The sequence below is a fragment of the Aequorivita xiaoshiensis genome (genome assembly GCF_022008395.1).
In the GTDB taxonomy this organism is placed as follows: domain Bacteria; phylum Bacteroidota; class Bacteroidia; order Flavobacteriales; family Flavobacteriaceae; genus Aequorivita; species Aequorivita xiaoshiensis.
Window position 1 is genome coordinate 80,669 of record NZ_JAIRBB010000010.1, and the last position, 20,910, is coordinate 101,578.

At 32.8% G+C, this 20,910-nt stretch carries 18 protein-coding genes; 1 reads left to right on the forward strand and 17 read right to left on the reverse strand.

The genetic code is table 11. From position 1 onward, the window contains the following. Window positions 1-29 precede the first annotated feature (29 nt). The gene (locus K8344_RS11130) at window positions 30-1,034 is read right to left on the reverse strand and encodes a hypothetical protein (protein WP_237608761.1); all 1,005 of its coding nucleotides are present in this window, start codon (window positions 1,032-1,034) and stop codon (window positions 30-32) included. An 85-nt stretch (window positions 1,035-1,119) separates the two neighbouring features. Continuing rightward, window positions 1,120-1,776: a DapH/DapD/GlmU-related protein gene (locus tag K8344_RS11135; RefSeq protein WP_237608762.1), complete on the reverse strand. Its 657-nt coding sequence runs from the start codon at window positions 1,774-1,776 to the stop codon at window positions 1,120-1,122. A 324-nt stretch (window positions 1,777-2,100) separates the two neighbouring features. Between K8344_RS11135 and K8344_RS11140 the strand changes: the two genes are divergently transcribed. Further along, on the forward strand, window positions 2,101-3,102 hold the full coding sequence (locus K8344_RS11140) for a lipoate--protein ligase (protein ID WP_237608763.1): 1,002 nt from the start codon (window positions 2,101-2,103) through the stop codon (window positions 3,100-3,102). Between the two features lie 576 nt (window positions 3,103-3,678). On the opposite strand, the gene azu is transcribed toward K8344_RS11140, so the two are convergent. The 15 genes from azu to K8344_RS11215 all read right to left on the reverse strand — a co-directional run bounded on the left by azu (window position 3,679) and on the right by K8344_RS11215 (window position 20,872). Beyond that, entirely contained in the window at window positions 3,679-4,197 is a 519-nt protein-coding gene (gene azu, locus K8344_RS11145) for an azurin (protein WP_237608764.1), read from the reverse strand. A 623-nt stretch (window positions 4,198-4,820) separates the two neighbouring features. Next, on the reverse strand, window positions 4,821-7,208 hold the full coding sequence (locus K8344_RS11150) for a GumC family protein (protein WP_237608765.1): 2,388 nt from the start codon (window positions 7,206-7,208) through the stop codon (window positions 4,821-4,823). Window positions 7,209-7,211: 3 nt separating this feature from the next. Next, complete coding sequence (locus tag K8344_RS11155; RefSeq protein ID WP_237608766.1) at window positions 7,212-7,970, reverse strand: polysaccharide biosynthesis/export family protein; 759 nt, start codon at window positions 7,968-7,970, stop codon at window positions 7,212-7,214. 65 nt (window positions 7,971-8,035) lie between these two features. After that, window positions 8,036-10,003, reverse strand: a complete 1,968-nt coding sequence (locus K8344_RS11160; protein WP_237608767.1) for a polysaccharide biosynthesis protein — start codon at window positions 10,001-10,003, stop codon at window positions 8,036-8,038. Further along, on the reverse strand, window positions 10,003-11,145 hold the full coding sequence (locus K8344_RS11165; protein ID WP_237608768.1) for a DegT/DnrJ/EryC1/StrS family aminotransferase: 1,143 nt from the start codon (window positions 11,143-11,145) through the stop codon (window positions 10,003-10,005). Before K8344_RS11165 ends, K8344_RS11160 begins: the two co-directional genes overlap by 1 nt. Before the next feature lie 522 nt (window positions 11,146-11,667). Next, a complete protein-coding gene (locus K8344_RS11170) occupies window positions 11,668-12,237 on the reverse strand; it encodes a sugar transferase (RefSeq protein ID WP_237608769.1) in 570 nt (189 codons plus the stop codon). Continuing rightward, entirely contained in the window at window positions 12,227-12,838 is a 612-nt protein-coding gene (locus K8344_RS11175; RefSeq protein ID WP_237608770.1) for an acetyltransferase, read from the reverse strand. The genes K8344_RS11170 and K8344_RS11175 overlap by 11 nt, the downstream gene beginning before the upstream one ends. A gap of 1 nt (window position 12,839) precedes the next feature. Next, window positions 12,840-13,442 (reverse strand): sugar transferase, encoded by a 603-nt coding sequence (locus K8344_RS11180; protein ID WP_237608771.1) that lies wholly within the window; start codon window positions 13,440-13,442, stop codon window positions 12,840-12,842. A gap of 102 nt (window positions 13,443-13,544) precedes the next feature. Next, window positions 13,545-14,708: a glycosyltransferase family 4 protein gene (locus tag K8344_RS11185; protein WP_237608772.1), complete on the reverse strand. Its 1,164-nt coding sequence runs from the start codon at window positions 14,706-14,708 to the stop codon at window positions 13,545-13,547. Between the two features lie 18 nt (window positions 14,709-14,726). Beyond that, entirely contained in the window at window positions 14,727-15,830 is a 1,104-nt protein-coding gene (locus tag K8344_RS11190; protein ID WP_237608773.1) for a glycosyltransferase, read from the reverse strand. A 1-nt stretch (window position 15,831) separates the two neighbouring features. Beyond that, window positions 15,832-16,713: a glycosyltransferase family 2 protein gene (locus tag K8344_RS11195; protein WP_237608774.1), complete on the reverse strand. Its 882-nt coding sequence runs from the start codon at window positions 16,711-16,713 to the stop codon at window positions 15,832-15,834. Next, window positions 16,710-17,804 (reverse strand): EpsG family protein, encoded by a 1,095-nt coding sequence (locus K8344_RS11200; protein ID WP_237608775.1) that lies wholly within the window; start codon window positions 17,802-17,804, stop codon window positions 16,710-16,712. The genes K8344_RS11195 and K8344_RS11200 overlap by 4 nt, the downstream gene beginning before the upstream one ends. After that, on the reverse strand, window positions 17,801-18,907 hold the full coding sequence (locus K8344_RS11205) for a glycosyltransferase family 4 protein (protein WP_237608776.1): 1,107 nt from the start codon (window positions 18,905-18,907) through the stop codon (window positions 17,801-17,803). The genes K8344_RS11200 and K8344_RS11205 overlap by 4 nt, the downstream gene beginning before the upstream one ends. Then, window positions 18,904-20,007, reverse strand: coding sequence for a glycosyltransferase family 4 protein (locus K8344_RS11210; protein ID WP_237608777.1), 1,104 nt, complete (start codon window positions 20,005-20,007; stop codon window positions 18,904-18,906). Before K8344_RS11210 ends, K8344_RS11205 begins: the two co-directional genes overlap by 4 nt. A 196-nt stretch (window positions 20,008-20,203) precedes the next feature. Next, window positions 20,204-20,872 carry a hypothetical protein gene (locus K8344_RS11215; RefSeq protein ID WP_237608778.1) on the reverse strand — a complete coding sequence of 223 codons (669 nt, stop codon included), beginning with the start codon at window positions 20,870-20,872 and terminating at the stop codon, window positions 20,204-20,206. Window positions 20,873-20,910: the final 38 nt, after the last annotated feature.

The following is a 20,910-nucleotide window of genomic DNA, read 5'->3' on the forward strand; positions in this document are numbered from 1 at the left end:
TCAAATAATTAAATTTCATTTAATTTATATTATGAGAGATAAGTCTTAGGGACAGTTTCTAATTCATCCATTAATTGCTTATTGGTTATTTTCCATTCCTGTTTCATTCTTTTTAAAATATCGTCTGACGGAGCACGGAGCTTATAAAAATCCTCAAATGGTTGTTGCGGTATACGGCTCATCTTACTTAAAGCCAAACGTTTCGTTAATATATTTTCATATACTTCTTCATTGCTATAGCCAGATTCCAAGCGTACTAAACTAGTTCTATTAAGATGATTTAAATAGGGAAATAGCACATGTTCCCCCATCCCCCTGCGAAATTCCTGATTGACATATAATAAATTTGCCTGTTCTTCTTTCTTTAAAGATGGATTATCATTCCAAATTGGTAAATTCTTATTTGAAATCCCCAAAAGCTGTGAAACGCTCGCATTAATTTCAATTTCAGGATTACTTTTCCAATTTTCAAAAAACTGTAAATGAATGTTTTCATCGCCAAAACTTTGTTTTAGAAAATCATAAACTTGAGGGTAGTTTAGAAGTTCCCAAAAATTTCGATCTCGGTAGGCCCAAACCCACTGAATAAAATTGGAAAAAGTCTCTGGATAACCCATTCTAAGAAATTCCCCATATAATGATTTTAAAAAATCAAATTGCTCTCGAATCACCAATAAAATATGAATGTCATAGCCTTCAAATAATAATTTGATTCGCTCTGTAATTGTCTCAAAGTCTAAAGAAGAAAATGGAAAAACCAAGGTTTCTAATGAAAAAACAGTCGTATTGCTCGCACTGTTAACAAATTCATCAACTATCTTCTTAGCTTCTATAAAATTGCGCTCGAAATACGGTTTATTAGCATGCTGCAATAAGCTCTGAAAAACAAACTCTAATCCGCTATTAGCAAAGCTAAGATGGTCTCCCACACCTATACCTCCATATGTAATTTCCGGATGCTTCTCAAAGAATGCTTTTTGAAGACTAGTGGAAAAACATTTCGGGTAACCCATATGGATCCATACTTGTTTCATAATATTTTTAGATTTTAATAAATAGGTAGATTTCAGTTTGGTTGCCCAAATACTATTAAGTAAAGGACTTTTTCGGACTTAAGGGTTACAGAAGTTTTAATTTAGAGGAATTATAACTCTGCCTTTCGGTGGCCTTATTTAAGTAAACAGATTCTGGATCTGTACTTTTAGAAATTGTACATCCCATTCCAACAACTGTATGTTCTCCCAAGGTAATATTGGGGCCTATTATAGAACCTAAACCGATAAAAACATTTTTTTCAACTTGCACATTACCCGCTAATATACTTGCCGAAATAAAACTATTAGCCTTTATTTTACAATGGTGTCCAATCTTAGAAGTTATTAGAGTTACATTATCATCAATTTCAACAAAATTCGAAATCGCACAATCCTGACCTATATATACGTTTTCTCCAATAATAAGGTCTTCCGGAAAGTCTAGTATTGGCCAAATACAGTTTACAAATTGATACCCCTTTTCCTTGGCATCTCGGAAAATTTCTTCCCTTGCACGGTTTATTTGTTGCGGCCCAATAGCAATAAACATTTTAAATTCACTAGGTGGGTAAATCCGTGAAATATCCTCGTATGAAACTATTGGAAGTCCATTTAACTCTGTTTTATTTAAGTACTTATTCCTAACAGTGAACGCAACAACTTCGTGAAGATTATTTCGTTTCATCTCATAGGCGGTCAATTCTGCATGTCGGCCAGCACCATATATTACAACTTTATCCATAGTGGTATTTGCTTATTAATAAATTAACAAGAATTATTGGGGAGAAAGTCGGTTTTGCTATTGGCAAATATAAGATAAATACATCTAATATAAGGTTTTAATTAAACTTATAGTAATACATTTCTATTGATTATTCCGAAACAAATTTTCAAAGTCAAAATTACAAATTACAATTCACTTGAATTGAAAGTAGTTAAACACTTAAAATACTTTACCTCTTAGCACCCATTGTCTTTAAGTAGAATATTGATTTTTCAAACCTCTTAAGATAATAAACCACCGATAAATCTTATCTTTACAAATCTAAAACGCAAACAAAGAACTATGATTTTTATAGAAAATGAGGATGTAACCAATCCACATCTAAACTTAGCTTTAGAAGAGTATATTTTACGAAATTTTAGTGTAGAGAACGATTATTTATTGTTTTATGTAAACGAGCCTTCTATTATAATAGGTAGAAATCAAAATACTCTAGAAGAGATTAACCACGAATATGTTGAGCAGAATAATATTCATGTTGTGAGAAGAGTTTCTGGTGGTGGCGCAGTTTATCACGACTTTGGGAATCTTAACTTTAGTTTTATCACCAATCACGACGTAAAAAGTTTAAACAACTTTAAAAAATTTACAGCACCTGTAATTAAGGTTTTAAATAACTTAGGGCTTAATGCTGAATTGAAAGGGCGAAATGATATATTAATAGACGAGAAAAAGATATCTGGCACTGCCCAGTTTTCTACAGGGAAAAGAATGGTGAGCCACGGTACGCTACTTTTTGATACAGATTTAGGAGAAGTTGTAAACGCCCTTAATGTAAAAATGAGTAAAATCCAGTCTAAAGGTCATAAGTCTGTTAGAAGTCGCGTTGCTAATATTTCAGAGTTTTTAAGAGAACCACTCACCATAGAAACATTTAGAACGTTACTTCTTGAAGGACTTTACGAAGAAAGTGAGCCTTTTGAAACCTACCGTCTCACAGCAGACGAATGGAAAGCTGTACACCAATTGAAAGAAGAAAAATATGACACTTGGGATTGGAATTATGGTAAATCTCCAAAATTCAACATTCAGCGCAACAAACGCTTTGCTATCGGAGAAATAGATTTGCGAATTTTTGTCGATAAAGGGCTAATTAAGGAATTTAAAGTTTATGGCGATTTCTTTGGAAAAGAACCCGTAGAAACCCTAGAAAACCTATTACAAGAAACCCGTTACGAAAAAGAAAACATCACTGAAATCCTTAAAGATGTGAACCTAAAAGAATATTTTGGTGATATCGACGAGGAAGATTTTATAAACTTGGTTTATGGGGATGATGAGTAATTTATTAGTTATGAGTTATGAGTTATGAGTTAGGAGTTAGGAGTTATGAGTTATGAGTGTAGAGTTAATAATTATGATTGCAGAATGCAGAATGCGGAATTCAGAATGCAGTATTATGAAGTTACTTTATTAGTTATGAGTTCAGAGTTATGATTGCGGAGTTAGGAGTGTAGAGTTAATAATTATGAATTAAGAATGCAGATTTAATAATTATGAATGCAGAGTGCGGAATTCAGAATTTTGAGGTTACCTTGCTAGTTAGGAGTGTAGAGTTAAGAGTACGGAGTTATGAGTTGTGAGTTATGAATTTGGAGTTCTGAGTTAGGTTTTAAAAGTTATAAATTGAGAGTTTAGAGCAGTTGAAGGATGATGGGTGTTAATTGTAATTATTTGTGAAAAGTCTAAATTCTAGATTCTTGGCTCTTACGCCCTATGTCTTACGTCCTATGGCCTACTGTCCTACGTCTTATGTCCTATATCCTACGTCCCACATCTAAAATCTAGAATCTCAAATCTGTCCCAAAAAAAAAGCCACATTTAAAATGCAGCTTTTTTAATAATTATAGAAACAATAGTTTATTCAACGATAAACTTCCCTTGCATGAGCGCGTAATGTCCTGGGAAGGTACATAGGAAGGTATAGGTACCTGCAGCAGGAGCGTCAAACTCTATAGTAGTTGTTTCTCCTCCACCAATCATTTCGGTATGGGCGATAAACTTATCTTTCATATCTGCAGGGATATAGTCAGTTTCCTTTGCTAAGGCTGCAGCTTGTCCCACTGTAGCCATATCGGCGTCTGCAGTAAGTAACGCCCAGTTATGTCCCATAACCTCTTCAGACATTTTACCTACGTGCTTAAGGGTAAGTTTTACTTTTTGACCTGCTTTAACGCGAATCTCACTCTTGTTAAATTTCATTTGGTCGTTCCCTTCTATAGTAATAACAGCTAAATTAGGATCTGCATTAATATCTTCAGTAACTTCTTTCTCTACTGATTTTTGAGTTCCGATTTTCATCTCAGTTTTTTCTTCCTTTTTATTATCCCCGCAACTCATAACTAATGCAGCAGCAAAAACTAATAACAACTTTTTCATGGTTTAAAAATTTTATGGTTATATCAAAAACAAAGCTAACTGCTATAATCAGCATTTCAAAATTATCACATCAATTCTTTAAATTATTGTGAAAAATATAACAAATTTTTATCTCTAAAATGAGGATTAAGTAGAATGGGAGTTATGAATTATGAGTTATGAGTTATGAGTTAAGAGTTAGGAGTTAGGAGTTAAGAGTTAGGAGTTTAAAATGCAGAATTCGGAATTAAGAATACAGAATTATGAATTTGGGATTTACTTGTTGTGAGTGCAGAATTAAGAATTCAGAATGCAGAATGCGGAATTCAGAATTATGAGGTTTCCTTACTAGTTATTAATTATGAGTTCAGAGTTAGGAGTTAAGAGTTATGAGTTAGGAGTTAAGAGTGCAGATTTAACAATTATGAATTAAGAATGCAGACTAAATAATTCAGAATGCAAAATGCAGAATTCAGAATTCAGACTGAGTATTTCTTTATCACAAGGCAAGTCTTACTTCATACCGTCCTAAGTCCTACGTCCTAAGTCTTATAACTTGTTTTTAAAAACATCTATCCATAAAAAATCCGAAACAAGCCTAGGCCTATTTCGGAAATTTCTATAGTTGACATTATGGTGTTGGATTAATTCCCAAACATCTTTTGGAAGAATGTCTTCTTAGTTTGACCATAAGTATATCCATATTTGTTACCATAACCAAAATTAGCTTCAGAAACGTTATTTAAAACAAAGGAAATATTATTGAGCTTACCATTATTTTTATTCTCAATTGGAAAATTAATTAGGTTTTTTTCGGTATACCCCGCTCTTAGGGTATAAAGAGTTACGTCTGCGTACTTATTAATTAAAATGGTATCCGCAACCAACATTGCTGGAGCAGTATCTACCACTACATAATCAAATCTTGCGGCCAATTCATTAAATAATTCACCTGCCCTTTCTTGCATCCATAACTCAGCAGGGTTTGGAGGTATTACTCCAGACATTAATAAAGATAAGTTTTTATTTTTTCCTGCAGGTTGCAAATAGTCATCGACTGTTGTATCCGGATAAACCAAATACTCCACGACACCTGACTTATTGTAATCCCCATCTATATAACGTTGAATTTGCGGGTTTCGAATATCTGCCCCTACTAATACCACTTTAGCTCCACCATATGCTAAAGTAACCGCAAGATTTGAAGAAACAAAGGTTTTACCTTCACCTTTAATAGTAGAGGTTACAAAAATGGTATTTCCTTTATCTTCTTTATTTGTTTTATTCAACATTAAGTACTTTAAATTAGTACTCATTATTCTAAAAGACTCAGCGAGTATGGAAGTATCGTTAACTTGAACTAAATCTTCTTCCTTATTACCTAATTCCGGTATTTCTCCTACTATTGGAATATGCCTAGATTTACTTTCGATAAAGGAGCGATTTCTAATTTTATTATCAAATAATTTTCCTAAGTAAATTATAAGAAAAGGAATAGAAATCCCTAAAAACAATGCACCCATGTGTAAGATCCTTTTGTTAGGCGCTACAGGGGCCATGCTACTATATGGCGCATCGACTACTTTAACTTTTGGGGCTGTTACCGCCAAGGAAATGGCATTTTCCTCTCTTTTTTGTAAAAGATATAAATAGAGTGTTTCTTTAATTTCCTGTTGTCTACTTATACCTCTAAAAACCTTTTCCTTTTCCGGAATTTGATAAATTTCGGAGCCAATTTTACGCATTTCTTTATTAATCTCTCCCAAACTAATTCGAAGATTGCTTTTAGCATTTTTCATGCTCTTTAAAACATTTCCTCGAAGTTCTTCAATTTGTTGGTCTAGACCTACGACCATTGGATTTTTGGTGGTGCTGCTCTGTAATAACCGATTTCGTTCTAATATTAATTGGTTATATTTATCCACTTCTCCTGCAAAACTTTCCTCACCAACACCCAAATTTGCGGGTAGCAAATCCTTTTCTGAACTATTTTTAAAATAATCCATCATAGTGTTAATTAATGCAATTTGAGTTTCTAGCTCTATCTGTTGTCTATTAATTTGACTTGCACTTTCTAGAAATATTTGACTTTCCGCTTCAATATTAGTAAGCCTATTTTCTTCTTTAAAATCTACCTTACCCGTTTCAACGCTATCTAATTCATTAGTAATAATTTCAAGTCTCCCTTGTATAAAATCTGCAGTATTTTGAGCCACGAGATTTTTATCTTCCATGGAATCTTGATTGTATTGCTTCACCAATTCATCTAAAATTGCCCTTGATTTTTCAGGTATAGCTGAAATTAAAGACAATTTCAGAACACTACTCATTTCCAGTATCGATGAAACATTTATAGCTGCACTAATGCCGTTAGCCACTTGTTCCCGTTTTTGAAATCTCACACGAATTTCAGGGTAATTGTCAAAAGAATCGGTATTTTCTAATACACTTCTTAGGTTTGGAGTCACGAATAAAGACACTCGTTTCAATTCAATTGAATCTCCAAAAGTATAGTCCCCAATTTTTTCTCTTACATTATTAAAAACAGTAAATTGTGTTGTGGAAATAGGTTTAAAGTAAAAAGTACCTGTAAAATCTTTATCGGTACTATTAGACTTTATAACTTTAACATCAAAAGGTTTATTATCGAATATCTCAGTATCCAAAATATTTCCTTCTACAAAGTAAGAAACGGTAAGGTTAAGTTTATCTACAACTTTCTCACTTAAACTTTTAGATTTTAAAACGACCTTCAGGTTTTCGAAGTCAACTACATTGAGTTTGTCCACTAATCCCAAATCGTTAAAAGCAGCTAACTCTGAGGAGGATTTGCTATTCTCATTTTTAAGCAAAATGGTAGTAGTTGTGGAATAAGTTAATGGTGTATATCGCAGATATATAGTAACAATAACAAATGCTACTAATACAGAAACAACGAACCAAGGCCATTTTCTAAGGTAAATGGCAACATGATCTCGGATAGAACTATCTTGATCTGATTCTTTATTTGTATCTTGAGGTAATTCTTGCATATTTTACTTTATAAAAACAACAATTATGGTAATTAATAACGAAGCTACACTTATTATAGTTCGTAAATAATTATTATCATTATATGATTGTACAGCTGCACTATTAGGCTCAACATAAATTAGATCGTTTTGTTGTAAGTAATAAAATTCACTTTCCATAATTTTTACATCTCTTAAATCTAAATAGGCATATTCTTTTTTACCATTTGTCTCTCTCAATACCAAAACATTATCTCTTTTTCCTTGAATATGTAAATCCCCGGCAAGACTTATTGCTTCAGGCAAGGTTAATCGTTCTCCTTGAACTGCAAAAGTACCTGGTTTGTTAACAGCTCCTAAAACACTAACTTTAAAGTTTAAAATATTAATGGTTACAATAGGGTCTAAAATGTACTCAGATATTCTCTTGGTAAGATATTCACTTAATTCTGCTCTTGTAAGACCTGCAGCTTTTACTTTTCCCAAAACGGGAAAATTAATAGTACCATCTGCCCCTGTTAAATAGCCTTGATTTTGAGCCAGTACTCCCCCACTCGACTCTAATACCAAATTAAAGGGTTTTACCGCTGAAGGGTCATAGGCAGTAACCGTAATACTTAAAATATCATTGGGTTTAATTTTAAAATTATTTTGCACACTATCAAGTTGTTCTAACGCATCGGGTAGGTTTTGAAAATACGCTATTTCTTTTCTAGAAGCACAGGAAGCAATAAGAAACAGCAACAATATAGGAACTAATACCTTAATCGAGATTCTTTTCATTTATAATAATTTATTGCAAATATAATTTTTTATTGATAGCGTTAAAATTGTAATTCAAATAGAATTTATTCAATATGTTTATCTAAAGTTGAATATTCCGAATTTTGGCTTACAAATTCTGGCACTAATATTTTAAGCTTTTTAATGATATCCTTCTTTTTTCCCACACTATCCGCCATAAGTTCTAACTCATCAATAGCATTGCAAATAACGGAATAATCATAAGGCACTGTACTACAAACCATAATTTTTGGATGGTAAGTTGGAAGTGTATTTTCTCCGTCTATTAAAAGTTCCTCATACAATTTCTCGCCTTGCCTCAATCCCACTATCTCAATAGGAATATCTTTATAGGGTTTAAAGCCACTAAGCTTAATCATTCGTTCGGCCAAATCTAATATTTTAACAGGTTTCCCCATATCAAAAACAAATATCTCTCCTCCTTTTCCCATGGTTCCCGCTTGTAAAACTAGCTGACAAGCTTCTTTAATGGTCATAAAATAACGAATAATATCCTTATGCGTTACTGTTACTGGGCCACCATTTTTAATTTGCTCTCTAAAAAAAGGAATTACCGAGCCATTACTGCCCAATACATTTCCAAATCGCGTAGTGATAAATTTAGTTTTTATCCCCGGAGTACGCTGTAAGGACTGTACAAACATTTCAGCAGCCCGTTTTGACGCCCCCATCACGTTACTCGGGTTTACTGCTTTATCTGTAGAAACCATTACAAAACGTTCACATTCGTACTTTACAGATAGTTCTGCTAAAGTGCGCGTTCCTACTATATTTGTTCTAATCGCCTCCCTAGGATGCCGCTCCATCATAGGCACGTGTTTATAGGCTGCAGCGTGATACACTACATCAAACTTAAACTTTTTAAAAATACCCTCCATTCTTCCTTTCTTAGTTACATCGGCAAGGAAGATGCTGTAATTAAGATGTGGAAAGTTATTCTTTAAGTATATTTCTATCCCGTGTAAAGGACTTTCACCATTGTCTAAAACAACTAATAATCTAGGGTTTATTTCAGCTATTTGTCGAACTAATTCACTTCCTATACTTCCTGCTCCTCCAGTAATTAGAATCGTTTTATCTTTAAGATCTTTTGATATTAGCTCTATATCTGTTTCAATTACACTGCGCTCCAAAAGGTCCTCGATTCTAAGAGGGTCAATCTTTAATGGTTTTTTTGAAATATCACTCCATTGCTCTGGCAATGATAAATTATAAACTTCAAGCCCTACAGAAAAACACGCTTCGGCAATAGAGTTTCGTTCTTCAACGGAAAGCAAATCTCCAACGAACAACACCCCATCTGCATTGTGCTTAGATTTGGTCGATTCTAAGTTTGTTTCAATATCATCATCGGTATAACAAACAGGAAGATTTAATATTTTGAAACGCTTACGCTTTTCTTTAGTAGTTAAAAAAGCTACTGGTCGATAAATAGAAGCAGAATCGGATAAAATAGCATGGGATAGGGAAATTGTTTTATCGTCAATTCCCAATACAATAACGCGCTTTTTTAAACGGCCCGCAGTAGCTGCAGCGCGAAGAAAGCGATACATTTCTTTTATAGTTATTCTAAAGGCTAATAATAGAGTTAACGAAAAAAAGGCATAAAGCAATATAGTAGTTGTAAGGAATAGTTTGGTGCCATTAAAATAATAAAACACCATGTTCCCTGCCATAGTAATAAATAGAAATGCCAAGGTAGATTTCGCAAAACGATACACATCGGCAAATGTGCTATGTCGTATAATTCCAGAATAGGTTCGAAAAACAATAAAACATAAAAAATGTATACCTATAAGCAATAAGGCTTTTTCAGGAATAGATAGGAATTGGTTAAAAAATACAGGGGATTCACTTAAGATAAGCCAAGTAAGCAAAAAGGAGACGCCACAAATAGAAAGGTCTATTAATGCCACTATCCAACGCGGTAAATAGCGTTGTCCTAAAATAAAGTCTCTAAACCTGCTGTAAAGTCTAAAGGCAAGAAAAGTAAATTTTCCTGGCATTTTCATTATACGCTATTTTTTAAATAGTTAATAATCGTCTCTGTAATCCTTGATCTATCTGCATCAATTAAATTACTTCCTGAAGGCAAACACAAACCAGTTTCAAAAAGTCGTTCCCCTACCCCATTTACATATGAAGGTGCATCCTTAAATACAGGTTGTAAATGCATTGGTTTCCATAAAGGTCTTGCCTCGATGTTTTCAGTTAATAAAAACGTGCGTAGGGCTTCAGGATTTAATTTTGCTGTGGTATGTGTAAATGTAATACAACTCAACCAATGATTGCTGTAAACTTTTTCATTTGTTTCTTTAAAAACCTCTATTTCTTTTACATCTTTAAAAAGATCTTGATAAAATAAATTCATATCCCGTCGTAAGGATACGTGTTTATCGAGAACCTCCATTTGTCCGCAGCCTATTCCAGCGCTTACATTGCTAAGCCTATAGTTATATCCTATTTCAGAATGCTGATAATGTGGTGCGTCATCCCTAGCTTGTGTTGCTAAAAATATAGCTTTGTTTTTATGAGCAAGTTTTTTTGAAACTAAAGCTCCTCCACCTGAAGTGGTTATTATTTTATTCCCATTAAATGACAAAATAGAAATATCACCAAAAGTTCCGCATTTTTGCCCATTATAACTACTCCCTAGAGCTTCAGCACTATCCTCAACAATAGGAATATCATATTTATTAGCAATTGCTCTTAAGGCTGTTACTTTATATGGCATACCATATAAATGAACGGCCACTATAGCTTTAGGCTTTTTTCCTTTCGCTAGACGATCTTTTATTGCTGTTTCCAATAATTCAGGACACAAATTCCAAGTTTCCGCTTCACTATCTACAAATACAGGAGTTGCCCCTTGATAAAGGATTGGATTGGCTGAAGCTGAAAAGGTCATACTTTGACATATAACTTCGTCCCCTGTGCTTACGCCTAAAATTATTAATGCTAAATGAATTGCTGAAGTACCAGAACTAAGGGCTGCCACATGGCTTCCCGCCTGTAAATACTGCTCCAATAACGATTCAAATTGGGAAACGTTTGGCCCTAAAGGTGCTATCCAGTTTGTCTGAAATGCTTCTTTTACAAAGTCCAATTCACTACCGCCCATGTGGGGTGAAGAGAGGTAAATCTTATCTTTCATTAATTATAGAATAATTGAAAACTAATTATTATGAAGGTGGAAAAATTTCCGTTAATCATCTCACACATAATAGGTTTCTGTTAGATTACATTTTTGTTTAAATAAACAGTAATCAGGGAGTTTACAAAGATATAAATTATTTACCCAAATATAGCAAGAACACATCACTACTCATAGAATAGTTTTAAGCAATTAATTAATATAAAATACTTACAACATTAAATCCTAACAAATTGAAGAGCACTTCATTTAATCAATTCTAAACCCCTAATTTTCGTCTCACGTCTTCTGTCCTACGTCCTATGTCTTATGTCTTGCGTCTTGTGTCCTACGTCTTACGTCCTACATCTTACCTCCTATGTCAAACATCCTACTTCTTACGTTCTATGTCTTACGTCCTACATCTTACGTCTTATGTCTTACGTCTTATGTCTTACATCCTATGTCTTACATCCTATGTCTTACCTCCTATGTCTTACGTCCTACGTCCTACGTCTTACGTCCTACATCTTACCTCCTATGCTAGAAAGAAAATAAACTGGAAATTATTCTTTTTATAGACGCCCTTAAAATTTTAAGATCCTCCTTCATTGACCGTTGATAGTAATACTCCAAGTTCATCGAAACTTTATCTGGAAAAATTATATTGTCGTTATAATATTGGGGATTGTCTTGAGATTTTAACACACTTTCTTCACTGTAATACTTTAGGGCTGCCCAGCTAAATAGCCCAGGTTTTAAGGTTAGAATTTTTCTAGCCTCACCTTCTAGTTTATCATAATAACCGGGAATATCGGGACGTGGACCTACAAAACTCATTTGACCCAGTAAAATATTAATTAATTGTGGAAGTTCGTCTAATTTATATTTTCGCAAAAAATCCCCAAAAGTAGAGATATCTCCATTTTTTGAAAAGGTTCGTATTTTAAAAATTGTAAAGGTTTTTCCGAATTGACCTATTCGCTTTTGCAAGAATATACCTTGACTTTTTGTATCAATTGAAGCAATTATAATTAAAAGTAAAATTAATAACCCAAAAATTAGCAGACCAATTATTGAAAAGACTAAATCAAGAAGTCTTTTAGTTTTCATAGTGCTCCGTGTACTTGATAATTTTCGCAGGCGCGCCTACAACAACTGCAAAGTCAGGTACATCTCTAATAACTACAGCTCCTGCACCAATTACCGCCCACTTTCCGATTTTTATTCCTTGTAAAACACTAGCGCCTATACCGATATGCGCTCCTTCCCCCACTACAACTTCCCCCGCTAAACTAGCATTTGGAGATATATGAACGAAATTTTTTAAAACACAATCGTGTTCTAATACAGCCCCACTATTTATGATACAGTGTTCCCCTATAGTTACATTAGCGTTAATTACTGTATTCGCCATTACAACGGAACCCACACCTAAAGAGGACCTTTGTGATATACTTGCTGTTTTATGAAACAACCTTCCAAATGACACTTTTAAATTTAAACTAAGTATTTTTCGAGTGTTATTATTCCCAATTGAAATCACCCAATTACTTTGTGTGTCAACGTCTATATCTGAAAATTTTTTAACAGGTATATTAAAAATAGCTTCAGTTTTAGGATTATCATCGTAGATGACTTGAATTTCTTGATTCACTGATTCTGCTATATCGATAACAGATTTACAATGCCCACTTGCCCCGTATAGAATCATACTAGTTTCCTTTAAATGATTCGGCAGTAACTTGCCCTTCTTGACTAATCCCTTCTTTTATAAATACTTTCTTAATCGTCATAAAAAATATTTTTACATCAAGTAAAAAAGTTTGATTATTAACATACCAAACATCATATTCGAACTTTTTTTTCCAAGATACAGTGTTTCTCCCATTTACTTGCGCCCAACCTGTTATCCCAGGCTTTACATCATGCCGATGGCGTTGAGTCTCATTATATAAAGGCAAGTACTCTGGTAATAACGGTCTTGGCCCGATAAAACTCATATCGCCCTTAAGCACATTAATAAGTTGTGGAATTTCGTCTAATGAAGTTTTTCTTACAAAGCTCCCAATTCTAGTTAAGCGCTCGGAATCGGGCAACAGATTGCCTTTAGAATCCTTTTTGTCGTTCATGCTTTTGAACTTAATTATTTTAAAAATTCTCTCGTTCTTACCCGGTCTGCGCTGAAAAAAGAAAGGCTTGCCATTATTTGCAATTGTCAAACCTAGAGTTACTAATATAAATATTGGAGACAAAACGACCAATCCTATAAAGGCAGCTAAAAAATCGAAAAATGGTTTTAATATATTCTTATACATTTATTAAAGTCTAATGGCGTAAAATTACTTAAAAGGATTGACGATTAATTAGTAATTTTTAATTGAATCATTTTCAATCGCTTTCATTGCCTATAAAAATATTTAAGATATATTGTTTAAGCAGTTTTTATACTCTTTCAACAAAGCTTCCCATATTTCTTTTCTACTATAGTTAACAACTATATTCCGTCTGGCATCTGATTTTAAATTCGAAAATAATTCAGCATCTGAAATTAAAAGTTGCATTGCCAAATATAGTTCTTCTGCACTTTTAGGAGGTACTATTAATCCATTAACATTTTGATCTACAATTTCATTACAACCATTGATATCTGAGACGATACTCGGTAACCCCATTGCTCCAGCCTGCATAACTACATTAGGAAACCCTTCACGGTAACTAGGGAAAGTTAATGCATTAGCTATCGCAAAGTACGAACGCACGTCATTTTGATATCCCACTGAAATAATTTGAGGAGTGTTTTCAACAAAGCTTAATGTATCTGCACTTAACGGATCCAAATCACTTTCTAAGGGTCCAACTAATAAAAGAGAGAGATTATCATGTCTTGTTAAAAGTTTTGTAAACGCTTCCACTAGTTCATTAATCCCTTTATCCTTCACCAATCGTCCTACAAATATGAAAACAAAGTTTTCCTGAGGAATCCCCAACTGATTTCGTAAATCAATTTTGTCTTTTTCGGCATATAAGTTCGGATTGAAATATTCTGTATCTATTCCATTACTACTACCATTTCCAATAATTGCAAGTTTAGAGGGATTAGAAAAATTTTCCTTTAAAATAAAATCATATAAGCCTTTTGAGTTTGGATAAACCTTGCTAGCAAAGCGGTAAGTTAATTTCTCAACTAAATTTAGGATTATACGCTTTACCCCTTCAGCTTCCATTAATGGAAGACCAGCTACGGTATGCAATCTGTTAGGCACTCCTGCAAGCCAAGCTGCGAGCATTCCTACGATACCTGCTTTAGGAGTATGTGTATGCACAATTGCAGGCGATTCTTTTTTTAAGTATTTATACAGTTTAACCACCGCTTTTAAATCTTGCCAAGGGGTGATCTTTCGCGTCATTTCTATATAATAGGTATGGTAGTTGTTTTTCTCACCTAATGCATAGAGTTTTTCTTTATCTGCTGAAATAGCTGTAACCTCAAAATAATCTTGCATAAACTCCAACTGTCCTTCAAGAAGTTTTTCAAGGGAAATTGGAACAGTTGTGATGCGGATGAGTTTGGGATATGGCATTCTAATATAAAAATTTGTTTAGGTGTTTTTATTTAGTGAAAAAGAATCCTTATAAATTTTTAAGTAATTTTCAACCATTAATGAAGTATCAAATGATTTTACATGCTCTAAAGAATTTTTTACCATTTTATTTTTAAGTACTTCATCATTTTTAATTTCCAATATTTTTTTTGCTAAAGCTTTTGGATTTTTTGGTGGAAATAGAAATATTGGGGATGGCACTATTTCTTTAATTCCAGCTACGTCAGATCCAATGAATGGTTTACCGGATGCCATTGATTCTAAAGTTACTCCAGATAACCCCTCGTGGTTACTCGAAAGTATATTTAAATCTACTGAATTCATCAGTGCATAAACATCTTTCCTTAACCCAAGAAAAGTAACCTTATTCGAAAACCCTGAGTCAATTACATGCTTTTTAATATCAGCTTCAGCTTTCCCTGTACCAACTAGAAATAAGTGTACTTCATCTGGTAAATTAGCTAGGGAGTCGATTAAAGAAATTTGATCTTTTTGATAACCATCTAAACTTCCAACCATTAACAAATTGAACAAATTATAATTTAATTGATAGGTAGTTCCTTTATCAATTTCAGCTTTAATTTGGCTTAAGTTTACGCCATTTTTTACCACAATAATTGGAAAATTTGTACCTATCCAATTTTCAAGATTTTCTTTAACCTTATTTGTGATTGCTATAATATTGGTATACCTCGAATAAATATGTTTTTCTATAAACCGTAAAAAACTAATGCTTCTTCTCTTATTATTTGCATTATGTTCTGTCTTTATTAAAATTACCGATTTTGGAATAAAGTATGATGCAATAGCCAACCAATACTGTGTTGGAAATAAATGAGCATGTACAATGTCGATTTTGTACTTTTTTATAAATATTATTAATTTGAATATTTGAAAAGGATTGTAAAATGATCTATCTAAGCTGATAAATTTAATTTCAGAATCTGAAAGGATTTTTTCATATTTCTCAAAATTTTTTTCCGCATTCGAGATAATTAGGTAAACCTCGTTCCCTTCTTGTTTGAAGTAGGGAAGAATATCGGTTAATAATTTCTCTGCACCACCAGACCCTAAATTATTAATATAATGTAATATTTTCATTTTACTTATTGCTAATTTTATAACGGACGTAAATATTTAATATAATACTTAAAGGAAAGACCATCACATTTAAAAATGTTCTATTCTTCTCAGATAATATTCTCAGATCTTTAGAAAATATTGCTGATGACCCTATATGAATTGCATTCTTAAGGCGAATTGATACACTTTTTGAAAATTTATTATTTAACTTTCTGGCATAAGCAAAACCTCTTGGAGATTGCTTATATTGTTTAAAAATCGAATGTGAAGATCCTTCATCTTGATATTCCACAATACAATAAACCTCATTCTCATAAATAAAATCGTATTTGGAACCTATTAAATTATATAAACATCCTAAAGGCACTAATTTCTCATTTTTATATTCGGGATAAGGAGGAAATTGTTTTACTATATCCGATTTTAAGACCACTTTTTTATCCCCACTACATTTATATTTTTCATAAATATCAATAAAATTTCCCTTAGCTATTTCTGGTAATTTTGAACCAATTATTTCTCCATCTTCCGTAGCGTCTAAACCTACAATTCCGGCTATTTTTTTAATTTTGCAAGCATTCCATTTATCCAATATTTTCTCAACAGCCTTATCAGGCATATAGTCGTCAGAATCGATACACACATTTAATTCTGTCTTTATCAATTTATAAGCTAAATTATGTCCTGTATGCATTCCACCATTTTCCTTGTAACGGTATTCAATTTCTATCTTACCTTCTAATAGCCATTCTGAAACTATTTTGGATGTATTATCTATAGAGCCATCGTCTATAACTAACCATACGAAGTCTTTATTGGTTTGATTGCATAAACTTTTATACAACCTCGATAACAAATGAGCTCTATTATAAGTTGGTGTAAATACTGTGAGCGTTTTCATAATAATAATAAGAGATTCATAAATAAAGTGAATGAGAAATAAGCTAATAATATTAATCCTAACTTTTTATGTTGTTTAGCGATAATATATTGTTTTAAAAGCGGATAAATAATTACTAAACTCATCATAAACCATGATAAATATGCAAAACGATTGGAAAAGTTTGCTCGGATCACTAAAACCCAAAAAGCATTTGTTAAAACGTAGGTGTTAAAAAGCCAAAAATAAATTTTGTCTTTAAATTTACGTTTAACAATGTAATACCATCCCGCAAATACAGCAGTAAATGAATACAATAAGAAATCCCAACGAAACCCTGTACTTGAAAAGTTGTCACCATGTTTGTTTTCCTCTGTAAGGTAACTCATACGTTCATCATCAAACCCCAAATTGCCAAAAAAACTTTCAAAAAATCCGCCTCCTACCAAAGATAATGGTATGCACAGCAACCACAAATAAATCATTTTTTTAGGGTTATTATAAAAATTAGCTAAAACAAAGGCAGCGGTAGGTATAATAATTGATTTATGAAAAGATATAGCTAAAAGTATAAGCAATATTTGTGATATCCTTTTTTCTCTTGAGATTGCCAAAAGAAATAATGACCCTGCAATTCCATTTCGAATTCCATTGGTGCCATACGCCCAAAATGAAAATGCTGTCACTAAAAATAGAAAACCGTAATACCAATAATTTCCAAACCATTTTCTACATACAACAACTAAAGGAAATATGTATAAACCTGCACATACTAAAAAGTAGGTATGTACAGACATAATCTGAGAAGATAATTTTGTAAAAACATGAAATGCGATGTCTTTACTACTCATAATTGGGGCACCAAGCGCATATTTATAAAAAATTTTACTATATGTTTTCATGTCACCAAAGTATGCACCACTTATGGGACGCAGTCCCATATACAACCAAAGAAATACAAAATAAATCCATCCTATATTATTTATAAAACTCAAATTACTCTTACTGTGCATTGGTAAACTTTGTGTATTAACAAAAGTAAGAACAACCACGAATAGCATTAATAAGTAATAAGTATGTATATAAATTTCTAAAGGAATTAATTCAATCATATAACACTTTTAATTAAATTATTCCATTCACCCATAACTGCGTTAGCTGAGTATTTATAAACACTGTTTTTAGCCCGATGCCCAAAATCCCTCCTAACTTCGGGATTCTCTATCAGTAGAGTAAGCTTATCAGCAAATTCATTTATACATTGATCCTTTATCAATATTCCATTACGATTGTTTTGTATAATATTTCTAGGACCATTGGGGCAATCGTAACTAATTATAGGTAAACCTACGCTTTGTGCTTCCAACAAAACCATGGGAAAACATTCGTTTGCCGAGGTCATAGCAAATATAGAAGCTTTTTGCATTTCCGCTGTAAGTTGAGTGGTTGCCCCCATTAATTTTATACGCGGAATATTATCTTTACGAATCTGTTCAGTTAATTCTTTAGATAATTGTACATCGCCGTCTCCAAAAATTTTTACTTGCCAATCAGGAAATTTATCTGCAATTAAACTCCATGCCTCTATAAGATGATTAAATTGTTTAACTCCCGAAATTCGACCAGCGCCGATTATAGTATTATCTCGACGGAATGTGGTTAAACCTTCCTTCAACTTTATGAAGTTGGGAATTACCACTAGATTTTTAAAGTTATAATACTTTTTTTCATCCTCATTTAAAACAACTACAGCATCATACTTATTGAATTGTTTAAAGAGAAAGTTATTTAGAGTATTTAATATTTTATTTCGCTTCCGTTTTAAGATGACCCCAGAAAAGTGAAACTCTTTAATTATAGGTGCTTTTTTTACAATTAATGGTAAAAAATATTGTTCGGGAGAAAACCCCGCAGATATAACAACATCCGGTTCTAAAACACGGATTTGTTTTTTCAACTTGAAGAAGTGTTTTAAAGCTTTTAGTAAATTTAAAGGGTGAAAATAACTTTTTCCTTTAAGATAATTCACGCCTAAATTTATATGTGTTAATTTTTCACTTAATCGATAAACAAATGGTTGTCCTTCTACATGTTGAGTAGTAATAAGCGTTACATTGTATTCGTAATTTTCTATAAAATGATTTATCTTTAATGAAAGCATTTTTTCAATACCTCCATGTTTATGAAACTGATCTATTAAATAAACAATTTTCATACTAAAAGCGTTTTAAAAAGTTTATCCCACTGGTCCACAATATGCTCAGGTAAGTAACGCTTTACGTTTCTACGAGCCTTTACCCCTATTTGCAATAAATTTTCAGGATTTTGAATTAGGCCAATAATCCTATTTGCAAATTCATCAACATTTCCATTTTCAATTAAGTATCCATCCTCGCCATTGGTAATGATATCCCCTGGGCCATGAGGACAGTCGTATGAAATACAAGGCAATCCATAGGCCATCGCCTCAATCAACACCATACCAAACCCCTCCGACCTCGAAGGAAGAACCAACATAGCTGCTTTAGCATAGGCCTCTTCTATATTGGGTATTGGGTCATTAAAAGTTACACTAGACGATATCCGCAATTGATTAGATAATTCCACCAATTTACATTCGGGGTTTTTTTTACCATAAATCATAAGTTTCCAATCGGGAAATTGCTCATTCACTTTTTTCCAACTTTGAAGTAATAAATCATACCCTTTATTATAACTATGACTCCCAACCGCAAGTATTGTTTTAGGTAATTTGGTTTTTTGAAGCAGTTCTTTAGGATAAAATGAAAGTGGATTAGGAATTACTTCTAAATTTCCATCTTTCCACTCCTTTAAATTTCCATTTGTCAACACCACAAACTTATCAAATTTAGTGGCAGCCCAACGCATTAAAAAGTATGTAAACTTATTTTTTAACTTTTGAAAAAAACCTTTATTTGCCGTATTAAAGTTTAGAGAGACAGATGCGTGCCTTTCATATATAATTGGAGGTTTACTTTTCAATATTTGCGGTAATATAAAACCCTTTAATCCATCGTCGCAAACAGAAATTATATCAGGTTTAAAAGATTTAATAATGTCTCTTATCCCTCGTTTGTATTTCAAAAAGTAAGCCAATGGATTCCCTGATACGTCAATACTAACGAATTTTATTTTTGGTGAGAATTGATAAAAAGGTTCCTTTAAATCATTTAAAGAAAGTATTGTTATATCGTAATTATAGTGTTCAGCCAAATATGAAGCCTTTATAGACAACACACGCTCCAACCCCCCAGAACCATGAATACCATTAGTTATGTAAAGCAATTTTACCATAGTTGGGGTAGAAATATGTTAAATAAAATATTCATATTAAAAATTTAACATTGAAAATAAGGCAAATACGTATGAAACTAATTAAAAAACATTCAAACCATACCATAAAAAAATGGTCCTTTTTGAGTTTCAAAAAAGACCATTTTAAATCATACTAAATAATGGCCAATGCCAGTTAAATTATTTAATGAGAGAATTAATTGTCATAATACCAGTCTGCGTGCTCTTCTCTATTACCAAAGCTTACACTTACTCCTACACTTAAATTAACTAAACCACCTGTTTCGTGTTTATAACCAAGGTCGAAAAGCTCCCCTCCATAAGAGTAATGCTGCTTTATATTAGCCATATAAGAAAAATCTGCAAACAAGGCAATGTTATCTGTTATTCTAAATTGAGGTGTAAAACCAACAATAATATTTCCTATGTGATCTGTTCCGGTAACAGTACTCGGGTTAGCAAAAGTCACACCAGCACCTAAGTGAAATAAAAGACCAATATTTTCTTTGAATTCACCTTCAACATTGGCTACCTTCCAAACATTAGCAACCCCTTCAATGGCAACTCTATTGTATTTCACCCCACCACCTTGTACTTCTGGGTTTTCAAAGTTTAAGAATGAATAATGTGCTCTAACGCCATATTTCTCAGTTATCATATAACGCACACCAGCTTGAAATTGCTTAAACGCCCCGTCATAATCTCCTAATTCTACAAATTTATTTGGAGCTAAAGGAACGTGATATCCTGTTTGGGCTTCTATAGACCAATTGTTGTATTGTCTATCACCTTTTTGTGCTGTTGCTGTTATGCCAATCAATAAGAATGCGGCAATTGAAAGAAACTTGATATTCACTAACTTCATGTTGATTAGTTTAAAAGTATTACAATTTTATTTTATAA